We start from the raw sequence: 17,125 nt of genomic DNA on the forward strand, positions 1-17,125 counted from the left end.
ACTAAAAACCCTTGATCTTCGGTAACTGGGGGATCAAATGAGGGGAATTTACGAAACTTTCTAACATTTTGGCGTGTTGGCTTTGCTGGCTTGGGAGTATCGCGATGGGTGTGCTTTCTCCCAAAACACGCTCCTTGCGGCACATCCATGTGGCGCTTGGGCTCCGCCATCCATGGCTCCGCACCGTTTTAGGAGAAAGCACACCCACCGCTCGACAAACTTTTCAGTTAACTCCAACAACCCATAGGGTGAAAACTCTGCACCGGAGTCACACCGCAAAAAATAGAGACCCGGATGTTTTACCCCTTCACCTATTCAGTCAACCACTCGGCAAAAGGTTCTCTTCCGCAAGCCGCTCGCGAATCTGGTCCAGTGCTTCGGGGTTACCCAGAGCATCGCGGTTGTCGGCTTTGGTAGAGCCGTTGATCAGGCGGGCTACGGCCAGCTCTACTTTTTTGCCACTGCGGGTGTAGGGGATGTCTGGCACCTGCACTATGTGCTTGGGCACGTGGCGTGGGCTGGCGCCTGTGCGGATTCGGGCTTTTAGCTGTTTCAGCAAATCGCTGGTGACTTCCTGGCCGTCAGCGGGTACCACGAGCAATACGACTTCTACATCACCATCGATTTGCCGGCCAACCACGAGGCTGTCTTTTATGGCCGCTTCGGTTTCTACCTGGCGGTAGATTTCGGCGGTGCCGATTCTTACGCCGCCGGGGTTGAGGGTGGCGTCGGAGCGGCCGTAGATGATGGCGCCGCCGTGTTCGGTGAATTCTATGAAGTCACCGTGAGCCCATACGCCGGGGAAGGTGTCGAAGTAGGCTTCGCGGTAGCGTTCGCCCTTGGCGTCGTCCCAGAAGGCGACGGGCATGGAAGGCATGGGCTGGCGGCACACGAGCTCGCCTCGGCCCTGATCTACGGGCTGGCCATCGTCGCCGTAGGCTACTGCGTCGATACCCAGAAAGCGGCATTGGATTTCGCCACGGCGCACAGGCAGCAAGGGCGTAGAGCCTACAAAGCAACCGCAGATGTCGGTGCCGCCGGCAATTGAGCCCAGCAGGGCTTTGGGTGCGCCTTGGCTGTATACCCAATCATAGTCCTCGGGGAGCAGGGGCGAACCGGTTGAGAACACGACTCTCAGTTTGCTCAGGTCGAGAGTTTCAGCCGGGGCCATTTCGGCTTTGCGACAGCCGGCGATGAATCTTGCACTGGTGCCGAAGTGGGTTACGCGCTCATGCGCTACTGTGTCCCAAAGGAAGCTGAGGTTGGGGTAGCCCGGTGAGCCATCTACGGTGATGACCGATGCGCCGGTTAGCAGGGCGGAGGCTTGCCAGTTCCACATCATCCAGCCGCAGGTGGTGAAGTAGAGGAACCGGTCTTTCGGGCCTACGTCGCCGTGCAGCATAAGTTCTTTGGCGTGATTCACCAGCAGGCCTGCAGAGCCGTGCACTATGCACTTGGGCTTACCGGTGGTGCCAGAGGAATACAGGATGTATACCGGGTGATCCGGGTCGACTGGCGTGTACGAAGGCGTTTCGCCCGCGCCATAGGCAATGGCCTCATCCCAGGTGGTAACCAGTTCACCCGTAATTTGTGCAGCTTCAGGTAGCTGTTGAACACTGACCACGCATTTCAGGGTTGGCAGGCCGGCGATCAACTGTGCAAACTCTTCTTGCCGTGCCAGCACCTTACCGCCGTAGCCGTATCCGTTCACGACAATCAGTGCAGAAGGCTCAATTTGGCCAAACCGATCCAGAATGGCTCCCACACCGAAATCAGGCGAAGCAGAGCTCCAGATAGCACCCAGGCTGGTTGCCGCCAGCATGCCGGCGAGCGCCTCATAACCGTTGGTCACCACACCGGCTACGCGGTCGCCTTTTTGGATGCCTTTGCTACGCAGGAAGGCTTCCAGGGCACCCACATCGGCTTTCAATTCGCCATAGGTACGGCGCAGAACAGGGCGCGTCTCGCAATAAGCCACCGCAGCTTCTTTATCGGCGTGATCCCCCTCAGCATGGCGCAGCAGGTTAGCCGCGAAGTTCAGCTTCATACCCGGGAACCACTCGGCACCCGGCATATCCCGCTTACCCAACACTTTGCTGGCCGATGTTTCGCAGATCAGCCCACAATAATCCCAAACCTTTGCCCAGAAGCTTTCAAGGTCATCAACAGACCACTGGTGCAAAGCGTGGTAATCAGCAAAAGGGCCATAGCCCTGCTCTTCCAGCCAGGTTTTGAAGCGACCCATTTGGGTATTGGTCAACTCGCCTTCCGATGGGGACCAGACTATTGGGGACTGTTCAATAACGCTCATCCGTTGCTCCTGTTGCTTACTGCATGTGCCAGCCGTGGCTGACTACAATAGATTGTCCTGTAAGAGCGGCTGAAGGGAAGGCCGCCAAGTGCACCGCCATTTCGGAAACATCTTCCTGCGTGGTGAATTTGCCATCTACTGTGTTTTTTAGCATCACCTTGCTGATGACTTCCTCTTCGGAAATGCCCAGCTCTTTCGCTTGCTCCGGTATCTGTTTATCCACCAGTGGCGTTCTTACAAAGCCCGGGCAGATAATGTTACTGCGAACTCCGTGCTCAGCGCCCTCTTTGGCAACGGCCCGGCATAATCCAAGCATACCGTGTTTTGCCGCCACATAAGGTGCCTTCAAGGGCGAGGCCTCAAGTGAGTGCACTGAGCCCATGTACAGCATAGTACCTCCCCCGTTGGCGTACATTTGCTTCAGCGCCGCCCGGGTAACCAGAAATGCGCCATCAAGGTGCACGTTCATTACCCGGCGCCAGTCCGCATACGCCAGCTTATGAACCGGGTCTATGTGCTGGATGCCGGCGTTGGCCACGGCAATGTCCAGACCACCCCAGGCCTTTACAATGGCCGCTACGCCCTCGTCCACGGCGGCCTCATCGGTTACATCCATGGCCAGAGCCATGGCGGTTCCACCAGCTTTCTCTATGGCGTTAACGGTGTCTTGTACACTTTCCAGCGTAAGGTCTGCCACAGCTACACGGGCACCTTCACGGCCATAATGTTCAGCGATTGCTCGCCCAATGCCTCGCGCTGCGCCAGTGATAAGAGCGATATTGTTTTCGAGACGCATGGTGTTTGCCCCCTGGTTAGTAATCGATTTTTGTTAGTGAAAACCTGCGCAAAACGTGCGTGTCAGGAGCCGCCGTACACTTCATTTGGAAGCCATGTCGCCAGCGGCTGGAACCAGAACACCAGTGCCAAAGCCAGAAGCTGCAGCATGATGAACGGCAACACGCCCAAATAGATGTCCCGGGTGGTAATACCCGGCGGGCATACTCCCTTGATGTAAAACAGTGAGAAGCCTACGGGCGGTGTCAGGAACGAGGTCTGCAAACACATGGCAAACATGATGGCGAACCACACCGGCTCCACGCCCATTTTGAACAGCACGGGCGCGACCAGCGGCAACACAATCAAGGTGATCTCCACCCAATCCAGAAAGAACCCGAGCAGGAAGGTGATAAGCAACACGGTCAGCAATACGCCTGTGGTGCCATAGGGCAAGCCGGTGATTGCACCTTCAATAACTTCATCTCCGCCCAACCCACGCAGTACCGAGGCAAACACGGTGGCACCGATAAAAATGCCAAAGATGAACGCCGAGGTGCGACTGGTTTGGTAAAGGGATTCCTTCAAAGTCTCCATATCGAGGCGTTTGCTCACAAAGGCCATGAGGAGCGCGCCACCGGCACCCACCGCAGAGGCTTCTGTGGTAGTCGCTATGCCAAAGAAGATGGAGCCAAGCACGGAAATAATCAGGGCCATGGGCGGCAAAATTGCCCAGAGCACGCCAATCCAGGCCCGGATATCAAGACGCTGCCGGTTAGGTGGCGCCGGAGCCAGGTCCTTTTTGATATAGGAAGCGATGATGATGTAAAGGATGTACAGCATGGCGAGCATAACGCCCGGGATCAGCGCGCCCATAAACAACTTGCCTACGGAAGCCTCCGAGGTGCCGAGGCGATCGGCCATCAATACCAACATGATGCTTGGCGGCACCAGAATGCCCAAGGTACCGACCGAACACGCCGTGCCCACTGCCAGAGACTTGTTGTAGTTCGCCTGCATCATGGGGCCAAGAGACAGCATGCCCAGCAGCACCACCGAAGCGCCAACAATACCGGTAGATGCCGCAAGCAATACGCCAACCAGTACCACTGTAATCGCGTAGCCACCGCGCAAGCCGCCAAGCACGCGCACCAAACTGTGCATCAGCTTTTCGGCTATGCCTGAGCGGTCAAGCATGATGCCCATGAAGATGAACATGGGCAGCGCCACCATCAACTCGTTGGCAACTATGCCGTAAATCCTGGCGTCCAAAACGCCAATGGTTCCCTGCCAGGTAAACCACAGGGGAGAATCCAGGTACTCGACCATTACGTGGCCGACAATACCGAATACCAGGCCTATACCCGCCAGTGACCATGCAACCGGGAAACCCGAGAGCAAGAGCACCATAAAGCTGGCGAACATGGCGATAACAAGAATCGCTTCTACACCCATGACGTTAGCCTCGCGGTTCAGGGATTAGGATGGCCGACGGAGCGCCGATCATCGTAGGGAGGCTCAATAGCCCTGGGAAAACGGAACAGGTAGGTGGTGCAACGTGTGGCGCGGGATACCAGCGCGACCATCACAAACACCAGCCCCAGAGGCAGCATGCTTTTGAAAATAAACCGATAGGGCAAGCCGCTGGGTGCCTGGGAATGTTCTGTGTAAATCCATGCTGTCCAGGCGTAGGGCACCAGAGCACTGATCATCAGCGCAATGATGGGCAGCGCCAGCAGCACAATTCCCAAAAGCTCGATAATGGCTTGGGTTTTGGGACTGAATTTCTCTTTCAGCACATCAACACGAACGTGGTCGTCCCGCACAACGGCATAGCCCAGTGTGAGCATGGTTGCTGTTCCGAACAGATGCCAGGACAGCTCTGCAAGGGCAATGGAGCCCTGAGACAAGACATAGCGGGAGAATACGTTGATCAGAATTACGATCAGCACGGCAATCCATAACCAGGAGGCGAAGCGGCCAACAGCCACAACCAACCGGTCAAGGTGCCAGGACATCGTATTGATTGGCAGCGAATCTGTGCCGGATGCCTGGGCGTGCTTATCTCCTGAGATATTGGTATCAGTCACAAAAACCTCGGATTTTTCGGATGCAGGGCAGGATGCGGGTAACGGCCAGCCGTTACCCGCGATATATCATCCGTTGATCAGTCGTACTTGTAGAAATCCCGTGGCAGGTAGCCATTGGAGTGCCAAATGGAGTGATGCTTCATGAAATCACGCTGGCTGGTCAGCACGCGATTAAACATTTCATCTTTGGCAGCAATTTCATCCAGCACCTCATTCGTGACCTTTTGCAGTTCACGCAGTACAGGTTCTGGCAACGTCTGAGCGTTTACGCCTTCCTTCTCGTAATCACGCAGTGCGGTTGGCTGGGCCCACTCGCTTTGAGCAAAGCCTTTAAGCGTGGCAGATTCGCAACCCATTTCGATGAGCGCGCGGCTCTGTGGCTCCAGCTTCTCCCAAACATCTTTGTTCACCAACAAGTGGGAGGTGGTCAGAGTTTGGTGCCAACCGGGCATGATGTAGTTCTTGATGATTTGATCCAGGCCCAGCATCTTGTCGATGGCCGGCTGAGAGAACTCAGTGGCATCAATCGTCTTACGCTCCAGCGCCTGATAGATTTCGCCGCCCGGAACCATGGTTACGGAAGCCCCGAGCTTCTCCAGAACCTTGCCACCAATGCCGGCAAAGCGGATTTTCAGGCCATCAAAATCTTCCACGCCTTTGATTGGATTGGCGAACCAGCCTGCGCCTTCAGGGCCGATGATGCTGCATAGCATAGGGTGGATGTTGCGCTTGGCATAAATTTCTTCCAGCAACGCACGGCCGTCGCCCTCGTAATACCAGGCCAGATAAGCGGGCGGTTCCATGTTGAAAGGTGCACCGGAATACAGCGGTAAGGCGGGGATAGTGCCTTGGTCGTATCCAACCCAGGTATAGCCTGCGGGGTATTTACCACCGCCTACAGCATCCATGATTTCAAAGGGTGGAACCAACTCATTTGGCTCGTAGTAACGCAGCTGAATATCGCCACCGGATATGGCTTTGAGGTTTTCTGAAAGGTGTTTGACGGGCGTTGTCAGCCCAATAAGATGTGAGGGGAATGCCAGGGGCACTTGCCAACGAATTTTCTCCGCCGCCAAAGCGTTGCTGCTTACCATAGCGCCTGTCATAAGCGCTGCCGCCGTAACACCCAGGGTCAAACCCGAAAGCTTTTGCTTGATCGACATATAACTGATCCTTCTTGTTGTTGTATCTGGCGTCAGCCATTGTTTTCTGTGTTGTTCTGACGTCCTGAATGACAGACTGAGCAGAGACTGTGCCAATCAGGATTTTTTCATTATTATCAACAATATAAAAAATATCGTCGCACAAGGGGCAGTATATTCGTCCGGGAACTTGGACACTATTGAACTACGGTCGCATAAAACCGTCCTGAATTCAGGACGAATGTCCGGAAGTCAGGACAGTCTGGCGAGTTTTTCGTAAAGCACTGAGCGGGAGATACCCAGTAGCTTGGCGGCCTTGGTGCGGTTACCCCGGGTTGCAACCAGTGCATCTTCAATCGCTTGCGCCTCTGCCTTGGCCAATATATCGGCCAGCAGCTTGACAGGTCGGGGGGCTGCCCGGGCGATACTGCCCTCGCTGCTACGGGGCAGAACCTTGAAAATGGCATCTGCATCCAGCACGCCACCTTCTTCGCTCATGGTCAGGGCTCGCTCAAGCACATTGCGCAGTTCTCGAATGTTTCCTGGCCAGTTATAACTGGCCAAAGCAGCAACGCCGGCATCGGCAATCTCGGCCCGCATATCCAGGCCTTCACTGACCTCCCACAACAGGGTTTCACACAGCAGCCCAAGATCCGCCAAACGGTCCCGTAGCGGGGGTATGGGGATTTCCAGTACGTTCAGCCGGTAGTACAAATCCGACCGAAAGCTGCCATCGGCAATCATGGCTTCGAGGTTGCGGCTGGTGGCTGCAATGACCCGGACATCGACCGGGATAACCTTGTTGGAGCCCAGGGGCTCAACCTCCCCCTCCTGAAGGACTCGCAGAAGTTTTGCCTGCAGCGGCAAGGGCATATCGCCCACTTCGTCCAGAAACAGGGTGCCACCATTGGCTAGCTGGAACTTGCCTTCACGCATCTTCCGGTCAGCGCCGGTATAGGCGCCTGGAGCGACGCCGAAGAACTCGGCCTCCAGCAGGTTCTCCGGGATAGCCGCCACATTCACACCCACAAAAGCTTTGTCTGAACGTCTGGAAACTGAATGTATGGCTTGAGCCAACACTTCTTTACCGGTTCCGGTTTCACCCAGCAGAAGCACGGCCATTTCGCGCCCCGCTGCCAGCCGCGCGCGGCGCTTTACTTCAAGTGCGCCCGGGCTTGCGCCAACAAAATCCCCAAGACTGTACCGGGTACTCCGGGCTTTTTTAGCCAATGCCTTACGTGCAGCCGCAAGATCCTTATGCAGGCTTCGGTACTTGCTCACCAGTGGCGTTAAGGGTTGCAGATCGTCATAAAGTACGAAGGCGACCGCGCCTTCTATCTCGCCCGCTTCGTCGTAGTAGGGGAGTCGGGTAACCACCAACTGTTGTTGCTGGTACTCCATGATATCCAGCAGCAGGGGCTTCCCGGTTTCAACGACTTCAGGCATGCGGGTTTCAGGAATAACCTGGCGCACTGGCCGGCCAATGGCGGCGGCCTGGTCTTTAAGGCCAAGAAGCTGTGAATAACTGCTGTTTATCCAGGTAATCCGGGACTCGCGATCTACAGCGATAGCGCCCGCGCTGGCTTCCTCAAACATAGGGAAAAGCGCTTCAATAAGCTCTCGGGTTAGCCCGTTTTTATTATTGCTTCCGAACAACTGTGCCATGTAGCGCTTACCGCCGGAGTCAGAATTATTCATAGTAAAAGCCTTGGCACCCAGCCGCGCGAGGTGCTGCATCAGAAGTATATGGCCCTGCCTGCAAGGCGAGCAAACGAAGGGCGCGCGTACTAGCTGCTATGCGCATCTCGTGCCATATCCATATCTATCTGATCTTTTGAGCTTTCTTGTTTTTAGCCTTCCAAGCCTTCACTTTAACTGTCCGGACTTCCGGACACCATAAAAACAAGGCATAGAGAATTGTTGAAAAGCTATCCTATGCGGATAAACGGCAGCAGGCTGAGAGCGCCAATGGTGAGAATTGCCAGGAGGGCAGCCAGAGTGCGTACAGGCTTTTTACGGAGCATATACCAGACACCGCCACCCTCGCCCTGCGAGCGCCATTGCTCATAGGCTTCTCGTTGGCTGTGCAAACGCTGGTTCTGGTATTCCTGCAGCAGAGTTTTGGCTCTTTGCGCTTCTTCTGGGTCGTGCACCCAGAAACCACCCATGCTAATGCCCCAACGGCTTGGCGGGGTTTCGTAATAACGCACATCGTGGGCTTCGAACAACGCCCGGATTTCCTCGGCTTCATCGTCGGGTACGTGGCGCAAATTCATCAAATGATGGGGCATGACGACTCGTTATCTGGTATCGGACGGGGTAATGCCGATATCCTAACACCATAGACCCAAAGACCGAATTTATCACCGGAACCCTTCATGACTGATTCTTCCCTCCGTTTGCTGCTGGATTTTGATGCCTACGCCCAAAGAGACAAAGGCCAGGCTCCGGCATTTCTGCACCGGCGGGATCGCAAGTTTGCACTCACTTGCGAGCAGCAAAACGTAAAGCCCACCCCGAAACGCTGGCTGGCTCATATCAACCATCTGAGTGGCCCGGGCGCTGGAACGCCCCCTTCGGCGAATACCCTGCGCTTCTGGCAGCGAATCAACTCTGGTTTCATGGTTGCAGGCACCCTGTTTGGTTTACTCACCATGCTTGGCTTGCTGTTCTACGATGGGGGCCAGCGTATCAACGTGACGGTTATCGTCGCGTTTGTCGCCTTTCAGCTATTGCTGGCAGTGCTGACCACCGTTCAGTCTCTGGCTGGCTGGCAACCCTGGCGGGCGCTGCTCCGGCGCTTTCGCAATCATCCGGAATCACCGGTTTTCACAAAGCTTCAGCCAGTACTCATGGCACGGGCCGCACAGTTGGGCGGCGTGTGTTTTTCCCTGGCTGGTCTGGCGACCCTGCTTGTTATGGTGGTGCTGCAAGACCTGGCGTTTGGCTGGAGCACCACGCTTGAAACCAATGCCAGCCGCTATCACAGCCTGATTGCTGCGATTGCGACGCCTTGGGCCTGGATTTGGCCAGCCGCTGCGCCGGATTTAGCGCTGGTGGAAGCCACACGATTCTTCCGTGCCAGTGCCGGAGCGGCCGGCATGGAGCCGGCACGTTGGGGCCAATGGTGGCCTTTTATAGCCATGCTCTGGACAACCTGGGCGCTTTTGCCACGGCTTATTCTAGCCTTGTTGGCAGGTGTGCTGATCCGGCGCAAGGCCCGGCAACTGCTTGCCAGCCACCCGGCCATGCAGGCACTGCTGTATCGAATGGAAACTCCGGCTCTGGATACCGGCAACCAATACAATGATGCTTCAGACTTACCGGATACCGACACCCAACTCAAACTGCAACCCTTGCCAGACGCAGCCATTGTGCTGTGTTGGGCTGGAGCAGGCGACCCGGAGCTGCCGGATGCTCTTGCCAGCGGCAAAAGCCTGATTGCCAAAGCAGGCGGCAGGCTTTCGCTCGAAAACGACCGGCAAACACTGAAAAAAATAGCCGAGCAACTGGCCGAGCAGGCTGGTCGGACGGTTATTGTGGTAACCCGCAGCTGGGAGCCTCCCACTGGGGAATTGGAAGACTTCCTCGCCAATGCCCGCGAGCACTGGCCCAAAGGCACCCGGGTTGCACTGGTGCCACTTGCCACCCGCATAGACCGGGAGCCAGATGATCATCAGGTTCAGCAGTGGCTTCGTTTTGCCAAGCGAATCGGGCTGGAGTTTGTAACGGTAAGCCTGGTACCCATTTATGGAACCCTTGCCGATGTCAACGGGGGATACATGGAATGAACAGCGCACCCACATTTGCCGTTGTCGGCCATCCTAACAAGGGAAAGTCCAGCGTCGTGGCAACCCTGTCCCAGAACGACGGAATTGCCATTGCGCTGGAGCCGGGCACCACACGCAAGCGCCAGTCATACCCGCTGAGAGTGGACGGCAAGGTTCTCTACACACTGGTGGACACTCCGGGCTTTCAACGCCCCCGGCGAGTGCTGGAATGGCTTGAAGCCCACAGTGTATCTGCCTCAGACCACAGCGAGACGGTTCGAGCATTTGTTCTGCAACATCAGGGCGACAGCCGCTTCACTGACGAGTGTGAATTGCTGACACCGCTGATTGAAGGTGCGGGAATCATCTATGTGGTGGACGGCTCCGCCCCATACAGCGCCGAGCACGAGGCCGAGATGACCATACTGCGCTGGACCGGCCAGCCCAGCCTGGCGCTGATCAACAGCATCGGGCCCGACGATTACAGCGACACCTGGCACTCCGCGCTTGGCCAGTTCTTTCAGGTTGTACGCAAATTCGATGCAGTTCGCGCCCCGTTCGAGCAACATCTCAGCCTTTTGCGCGCCTTCGGGCAGCTTGAACCAGACTGGGAAAAACCTCTGGATCAGGCAACGCATCACTTATCGGCTCAGCGCGAACAGCGTCGACACCAGGCAGCCGGCATCATTGCCAAGGCATTGCATGACATGATGTCGTTTCAGGAAAAGCGCACCCTGACACTGGATCAGGTCACAGGCACCAGCGACAGCACCCTGGCGGATCAGCTCCGGCAGCGCTGGTACCAACACCAGCGCCAACGGGAACAGTCGCTGCGGGTTCAAATAGAACACCTGTATCAGCATCAGAGCATCCGGCGACAGGAAGCCGAGCTGGAATGGCACAGTGATCACGACTTGTTCTCGGAAGACAGCCGGAAGCACTGGGCTGTTAGCAGGCGCTACCTGGCCACAGCCGGTTTTGGTGCAGGCGCGGTCAGTGGCGCCGGGCTGGATGCCCTGACCCTGGGTTCATCCCTGGGCACTGGAGCTTTGGTGGGTGGACTGATCGGTGCAGCCGGTAGTTATTTATACGGAGGCAAACTCTCCCTGCCGGTGCTCAATATTGGCTTGCTGCAAGACGGCTTGAAAACAGCCACTTTCGGACCCGTTCAGGATAGCCAGTTCGGGTATGTGGTGCTCGGGCGAGCGGTGGATCACTGGTGGCACATCAGCCACCGCAACCACGCGGGCAGGGACCTGCTCGATCTGCAGCCGGCAGATCATCACTGGCTCGAGCGCCTCGATAAAAAGAGCCGCCAAACCATCCAGAGGACCCTGGATAAATGCCGAAAGCAGCAGCCCCTGGATGGCGCTCAGCAGCAAAAATTTAACGCCGCTATAGAGCAATGCATGGCAGTTTATGACGACTGGCGGTTGAACCGGACCTGAAATGAGTGTTTATACTGTATGGCTATTCCATCAAGCAACGAGGAATGCTCATGAAGATTGTACGAATTCAGGACATCATCGGTACCGAACGTGAAGTGCACGGCCCAGGCTGGACCAGCCGTCGTATGTTGTTGAAAAAAGACGGCATGGGCTTCTCTTTCCACGAGACGATCATCCCTGCCGGTGCTGAGCTGAACCTGTGGTACAAGCACCACCTGGAAGCGGTTTACTGCGTAGCCGGCAATGGAAGCATTACCGACAAAGCCACCGGTGAAACCCACCAGATCTCCGACGGCACGCTGTACGCCCTCGACAAGCACGATCAGCACACCCTTCGTGGAGGCACTGAAGACATGCGCCTGATCTGTGCATTCAACCCGCCAGTTACTGGTCAGGAAGTACACGACGAAGACGGCGCCTACTTGCCGGATACCAGCGAAGACTGATCTTTCTTGTCTGTAGCTGAACACCCTGTGCCATCCACACCGTCATCGACAGCAAACCTGCTGCCGGTGGCGATATTACTTTGGCTGGCCGGGGTCTATTTGCGTATCCCCATACTGGTTGCGCCACCGCTGGCCCCGTTTATCGGTGATGAGCTGGCACTGTCTCAGACCCTCACCGGTGCCCTGACTACACTACCCATTCTGATGCTGGCCATAGGCTCCATGCCTGGCTCTCTATCCATTTCCCGCATTGGCCCACGCAATACACTGGCACTGGCCATGCTCATTATGGTCATCGGATCCGCGGGCCGCGGGCTGGCACCCGACACCATCACCTTGATGCTCACCAGCGCCGTTATGGGTGTAGGCATTGCCATGATGCAACCCGCACTACCGGCACTGCTGCCACGCTGGCTGGAACCCAAAAACCTGGCGCTCGGCTCGGCCATTTACATGAACGGCATGCTGATGGGCGAATTCATCGGCGCAGGAATCACCCTGCCGGTCATCATGCCGCTACTGGACAACAGCTGGCGCGCAACCATGCTGGTATGGTCATTACCCGCACTGCTGGTTGCCGCAGCCCTGTTCCTGCCCAAGCGCGATCTGGCAAGACCCACCCGCAAAGTCGCATGGCTACCAGACTGGAAAAACCCGCTCACGCTTAAACTGGGCTTACTACTCGGCGTATCCGGCTCGCTGTTTTTTGGCGTAAACGCTTACCTGGCGGCATTACTGGAACAAAGGGGAGAATTCGAAAACCTCACCGAAGCATTATTCTGGTACAACTTCGCTCAGGTGGTGGCTTCTCTGTTGATGCTGAAAATGGCCCGCTACTGGGTAGGAAGAAAAGCCCCACTGCTCATCATGCTGATACTCAGCCTGCTGGGAACAATCGGCTTGTTGGTGTTTACAGGATGGTGGGCAATCGCCAGCGCAACGTTCATGAGCTTCACGGCGGGCATATTGCTGATCATGATGGTGGCGTTACCGCCGCTTCTGGTACCCGCCAACGAAACCGGCAGACTGTCCGCCGGCAACTTTCTTGTCGGCTACACAGTAGCTTTCGCGGTACCTATGCTGGGCGGCGTACTTTCTGATTGGACCGGCGACATACGACACGCCATAGCAGTAATGATTGCCTACGGAGTTCTGGTTTCTCCATTGGCAATCAAACTAAACCTGGAGCGACAGTAAAGCTCAGCCTGCTAGCGTTGGTGCAGGGCCAGGGCGCGGGGTGTCTTTTCCTCTGGGAAAAACAACTCGCTGCGCTCAGACATCTTTTTCCCGGCGGAAAAGACACCCCACACCCTGGCCTTCTGACTTTGGTTAGATGTAGTAATCCTTTAATGGGGGGAACCCATTAAACTCCACGGCACTGTAGGTTGTTGTATAGGCTCCAGTGGACAGCCAGTACATGCGATCACCGATAGCCAGATTCAGTGGCAGCGGATACTTGTGGTGCTCGTACATGATATCGGCGCTGTCACAAGTCGGGCCCGCGATCACACAGTCTTCACCTTCACCTTTTTTATCTGTCCATATTGGAAACTTGATCGCTTCATCCAGCGTCTCGATCAGACCATTAAACTTGCCCACATCCGTAAACACCCAACGGTGCAGCGCTGTACGGGATTTACGGGCGATCAAAACCACCTCGCTCACCAGAACACCGGCGTTGGAAATCAACGAACGACCGGGCTCGATAATGATTTCCGGGAGATCATCGCCAAAGTCTTCCTTCAGGAAGCGAGTAATTTCAGAGGCGTATACACCCAACTCGTTGGTCCGGTTGATGTAGTTAGCCGGAAAACCACCGCCCATATTGATCATTTTCAATTCGATGCCGTCTTCTTCTTTCAATCGCTCGAAAATGACCTTTACCTTGTTCAGTGCCGAGTCCCAGGCACCAATTTCACGCTGCTGGGAGCCCACGTGGAAGGACACACCGTAAGGCACCAGGCCAAGATCGCGGGCCAGAATCAGCAGGTCCATGGCCATGTCATTCTCACAGCCAAACTTCCGGGAAAGAGGCCAATCTGCTGTTTGCGTGCCATCGGTCAGAACACGCACGTAAATCTTCGAGCCAGGCGCCGCCTTGGCAATGTTACGCAAATCCGCCTCGGAGTCCGTGGCGAACATACGAACACCCTTCTCATAAAAAGTACGAATATCCCGCGCCTTCTTGATGGTATTGCCGTAGCTGATCCGATCACCGGTCACACCTAGGCTCATAACCTTTTCCAACTCATACACCGACGCGATATCAAAGCTCGCACCCTTGTCCCGCAGCATGGTCAGAACCTGCGGAGCCGGGTTGGCTTTCACTGCGTAATACACATTCGCGTAAGGAAAACCGTCTACCAACTCGTCGTACTGACGGTTGATGGTGGCGGTATCAATCACCACAAAAGGTGTTTCCTTGGTATCCGCAAACGCCTTGATCCGCTCAAAGGTCTCGGCAGTGTAATAATCGGCGATGTTAGCGTTGGCTGACTCGGTCATGGATGGTGGTCCCCCCAGGGGTAATAAAGCAATATTGAATAAGGGCACCAAACCCAAATTGGCCCCCTGCAATGGGCGCGATAATCAAGCTTTTCCCACCCCACAGATATGAGCACATCTACCCATAATTTGTACAGCGATCTGCTCTCAAGAAAGGGCCCCGGCTACTCGACCTACCCCCAAATAAAGAGGCCTTAGCGAACACCTATTCAACCGTCTATAATTCACAAAACTCAGACGACTACAGGCCCCCAATGCCGAAACTCATTGCAGCTGCATTCCTGGCCCTGCTATTCCTGGCAGGCTGCGCCGAAAACACCACGCCGCCCACATTCAAACAAGCATTGCCCACTGCAACTCACCAACCCGTGAGTTTCAACGAAGACGTGCGCCCCATTGTGGAAGCCAAGTGCCTGGCTTGCCATAGCTGCTTTGACGCCCCATGCCAGCTCAAAATGGAATACTCCGACGGCCTGATTCGCGGTGCCCACAAAGATCCTGTTTACGACGGCGCCCGCTTTAACACCCAACAAACCACCCGCCTGGGCATTGACGCCCAAACCGAACAACAGTGGCGAGAGATGGGCTTTTACTCCGTGCTGGCCCGAGGCGACCAAACCCGCAGTCTGTTCGAGAACATGATTCGCCTTGGCAAACAGTATGAGTTTGCACCCAACAGCAAATTGCCCGAAAACATAGAATTGGGGCTGTCCCGTGCTAACCAATGTGTCAGCAACGAAGATTTCTCAGATTACGCCAGCGACCATCCCTATGAAGGCATGCCACTGGCCGTAACCGGCCTCACCGACGACGAATACGCCACGCTCACCGGCTGGATTAATCAGGGTGGCGCTATCAGCCCGCTGGTTGCCAAGTTAAATGACGCCGATCTGAACCACATTAACCGCTGGGAAGCCTGGCTTAATGATCGTAGCCCCCGCCAGCAATTGATCAGCCGCTGGATTTACGAACATCTTTATCTGGCGCACCTGTACTTTGAGGATGAGGGGGCCGATACCCGCTTCTTTGAAATCGTGCGTTCCTACACGGTGCCGGGCACCCCTATCGACATGATCGCAACCCGGCGCCCCAACGACGACCCCGAAGGCCCGGTGTATTACCGCCTGCGCCCGGTTGCCGGCAGCATTGTGCACAAGCGCCACATCACCTTCCCGTTCGGGGAAAAGCCTTTTGAGCGCACCCGGGAGCTGTTTGAAGCCGGCGATTGGCAGGTAGACACCCTGCCGGATTACAGCCGTGATAGCCGCGCCAACCCGTTTGTAACCTTTGCAGACATACCGGCAAAGGCACGCTACCAGTTCATGCTGGATAACGCAGAGTACTTCACACGCACCTTCATTCGCGGGCCGGTATGCCGCGGCCAGATTGCCACTGACGTAATTCGGGATCACTTTTGGGTTAGCTACCACGATCCGGAAGACGATCTTTACTTAACCGATGCGGAGTATCGAGACAAGGTAAACCCATTACTGGCATTGCCTGGTCAGGACAGCGCACTGCTGGATCTGGGGGACAACTGGCTCACCTATCAAGGCAAGCGTAACCGCTACCATGAACTGCGAAATCAGGCCTACCGAGAGGCTTATCCAAAAGGTGCTTCCCTCGACCATATCTGGGATGGCGACGGCAAGAATACCAACGCCCTGTTAACGGTATTCCGCCACCACAACAACGCCTCAGTACAGCGCGGGCTCATCGGCCAGGTGCCGCTAACCAGTTGGTGGATGGATTACCCGCTGTTTGAACGCACTTATTACGAGCTGGTGGTTAATTTCGACGTGTTTGGCAATGTGGCCCATCAGGTTCAAACGCGACTCTACTTTGACCTGATCCGGAATGGCGGTGAACAGGATTACCTCCGGTTGATACCGCCAGGGGAGCGCAATCGGGTTTTGCGCAATTGGTATCAGGATTCAGGTTCGCTAAAACTGGATTACAGCTACGCCAGCATGGACGATACGGTCCCCTCACAGGTGCCCTATGCCACTTCAGCTTTTAATGAAGAGCTGGGCGCTCGCATGCTGTTGAAATTCCACACACTGAATGCTGAACGGGATGACCCTATCAACCGCTGTGGCGGCAGTGACTGTGGCCGCAAAGATGAACCAGAGTGGATTCGGGAAGCCGATCAGGTACTGTCTGAGTTAGCTGCTACCCGGGCTGAATTCCTCCCGGCAATCAACTACCTGCCAGACGTTACCTTCTTGCGGGTTCACAATGGGGAAGGGCAGCGCACGGTTTACACGGTTATCCGCGACCGCGCCCACAGCAATGTCGCCTTCCTGCTGGGAGAGGATTCACGTTACCAGCCGGAGAACGACAAGCTGACCATCTACCCGGGAATCATCGGCAGCTACCCCAACTTCATCTTCGACATTCCCGCCGCACAGCTCGGCTTGTTCAAAGACCGGATGAAGGCCCTGAAGGCAGAGGAACCAAAAGCGTTTGAATCTCTGGTGAGCGTATGGGGCGTACGCCGCACACACCGGCAATTCTGGGAAATTCTTCACGACATTACCGCCTGGCACCGTGAGCACCAGCCCCTGCAGGCAGGAATTTTCGACATTAACCGTTACGAAAACCTGTAACCCTTTAACTGTCTAACTCTCTAACCCAGG

The 17,125-nt window shown here is 55.8% G+C and carries 13 protein-coding genes; 5 read left to right on the forward strand and 8 right to left on the reverse strand.

Annotated features, from left to right (window positions below):
- Positions 1-319: 319 nt before the first annotated feature.
- From FFI61_RS12215 to FFI61_RS12245, 7 genes are all read right to left on the reverse strand, one after another.
- A complete protein-coding gene (locus FFI61_RS12215; protein WP_200370745.1) occupies positions 320-2,311 on the reverse strand; it encodes an acetoacetate--CoA ligase in 1,992 nt (663 codons plus the stop codon).
- A gap of 16 nt (positions 2,312-2,327) precedes the next feature.
- Positions 2,328-3,107, reverse strand: coding sequence for a 3-hydroxybutyrate dehydrogenase (locus FFI61_RS12220; RefSeq protein ID WP_200201533.1), 780 nt, complete (start codon positions 3,105-3,107; stop codon positions 2,328-2,330).
- A 62-nt stretch (positions 3,108-3,169) separates the two neighbouring features.
- A complete protein-coding gene (locus tag FFI61_RS12225) occupies positions 3,170-4,540 on the reverse strand; it encodes a TRAP transporter large permease (protein ID WP_200201534.1) in 1,371 nt (456 codons plus the stop codon).
- Positions 4,541-4,557: 17 nt separating this feature from the next.
- Positions 4,558-5,103 carry a TRAP transporter small permease subunit gene (locus FFI61_RS12230; RefSeq protein ID WP_227714906.1) on the reverse strand — a complete coding sequence of 182 codons (546 nt, stop codon included), beginning with the start codon at positions 5,101-5,103 and terminating at the stop codon, positions 4,558-4,560.
- A 149-nt stretch (positions 5,104-5,252) separates the two neighbouring features.
- Positions 5,253-6,338, reverse strand: coding sequence for a TRAP transporter substrate-binding protein (locus FFI61_RS12235; RefSeq protein WP_200201536.1), 1,086 nt, complete (start codon positions 6,336-6,338; stop codon positions 5,253-5,255).
- Positions 6,339-6,569: 231 nt separating this feature from the next.
- A complete protein-coding gene (locus FFI61_RS12240; RefSeq protein WP_200370926.1) occupies positions 6,570-7,982 on the reverse strand; it encodes a sigma-54 interaction domain-containing protein in 1,413 nt (470 codons plus the stop codon).
- A gap of 263 nt (positions 7,983-8,245) precedes the next feature.
- Positions 8,246-8,608, reverse strand: a complete 363-nt coding sequence (locus FFI61_RS12245) for a DUF6164 family protein (RefSeq protein ID WP_200201537.1) — start codon at positions 8,606-8,608, stop codon at positions 8,246-8,248.
- Between the two features lie 87 nt (positions 8,609-8,695).
- Here FFI61_RS12245 and FFI61_RS12250 point away from each other — a divergent pair, with 87 nt between their 5' ends.
- From FFI61_RS12250 to FFI61_RS12265, 4 genes are read left to right on the forward strand one after another with little or no spacing between them, the layout of a single operon-like run.
- A complete protein-coding gene (locus tag FFI61_RS12250) occupies positions 8,696-10,108 on the forward strand; it encodes a DUF2868 domain-containing protein (protein WP_200370748.1) in 1,413 nt (470 codons plus the stop codon).
- The gene (locus FFI61_RS12255) at positions 10,105-11,535 is read left to right on the forward strand and encodes a GTPase/DUF3482 domain-containing protein (protein ID WP_200370749.1); all 1,431 of its coding nucleotides are present in this window, start codon (positions 10,105-10,107) and stop codon (positions 11,533-11,535) included. Before FFI61_RS12250 ends, FFI61_RS12255 begins: the two co-directional genes overlap by 4 nt.
- Positions 11,536-11,585: 50 nt before the next feature.
- Complete coding sequence (locus FFI61_RS12260; RefSeq protein ID WP_200201540.1) at positions 11,586-11,981, forward strand: ectoine synthase; 396 nt, start codon at positions 11,586-11,588, stop codon at positions 11,979-11,981.
- A 6-nt stretch (positions 11,982-11,987) separates the two neighbouring features.
- Positions 11,988-13,178, forward strand: coding sequence for a CynX/NimT family MFS transporter (locus FFI61_RS12265; RefSeq protein WP_227714871.1), 1,191 nt, complete (start codon positions 11,988-11,990; stop codon positions 13,176-13,178).
- 132 nt (positions 13,179-13,310) lie between these two features.
- Here the strand turns inward: FFI61_RS12265 and FFI61_RS12270 are convergent, their stop codons facing one another.
- Positions 13,311-14,486, reverse strand: coding sequence for a type III PLP-dependent enzyme (locus FFI61_RS12270; RefSeq protein ID WP_200370751.1), 1,176 nt, complete (start codon positions 14,484-14,486; stop codon positions 13,311-13,313).
- Between the two features lie 254 nt (positions 14,487-14,740).
- Here FFI61_RS12270 and FFI61_RS12275 point away from each other — a divergent pair, with 254 nt between their 5' ends.
- Positions 14,741-17,095, forward strand: coding sequence for a fatty acid cis/trans isomerase (locus FFI61_RS12275; protein ID WP_200370753.1), 2,355 nt, complete (start codon positions 14,741-14,743; stop codon positions 17,093-17,095).
- Positions 17,096-17,125: the final 30 nt, after the last annotated feature.

The organism is Marinobacter sp. DY40_1A1, assembly GCF_016597815.1.
GTDB classification, from domain to species: Bacteria; Pseudomonadota; Gammaproteobacteria; order Pseudomonadales; family Oleiphilaceae; genus Marinobacter; species Marinobacter xiaoshiensis.